At 65.5% G+C, this 316-nt stretch carries 1 pseudogene; it reads right to left on the reverse strand.

Annotated features, from left to right (window positions below):
* A pseudogene (locus tag HX774_RS19840) lies at positions 1-316 on the reverse strand (hypothetical protein); the annotation flags it as partial.

A 316-nucleotide genomic window follows, 5' to 3' on the forward strand; every position in this document is an offset into this window, starting at 1 on the left:
CGATACCGCCCGAGCCGCCGATATTGCTGACAAAGCGTTTGGATTCCTTGTCACCGCCAGCCGCAAGAATGGTCAGCGACAGGACCATACCGCCGTCACCGCCGCCACCGCCGATGCTGTTGGCGCTGATGCCCGCTGCGCCCGCGCCCTTGGTGTAGATCAGACCGGTATTGGTCACATCGACCAGATCGCCGGCGCCGCCTTCACCGCCGCGGCCACCGATGTTGAGCTCCATGGCATTGTTTTCGTCCCAGCCCTGAAGCGTCGCCGCCACAGCCGAGCCGCCAATACCGCCACCGCCGCCAATCGACTGGGC

The sequence above is a fragment of the Brevundimonas sp. P7753 genome, assembly GCF_013386595.1.
Classification (GTDB): domain Bacteria; phylum Pseudomonadota; class Alphaproteobacteria; order Caulobacterales; family Caulobacteraceae; genus Brevundimonas; species Brevundimonas bullata.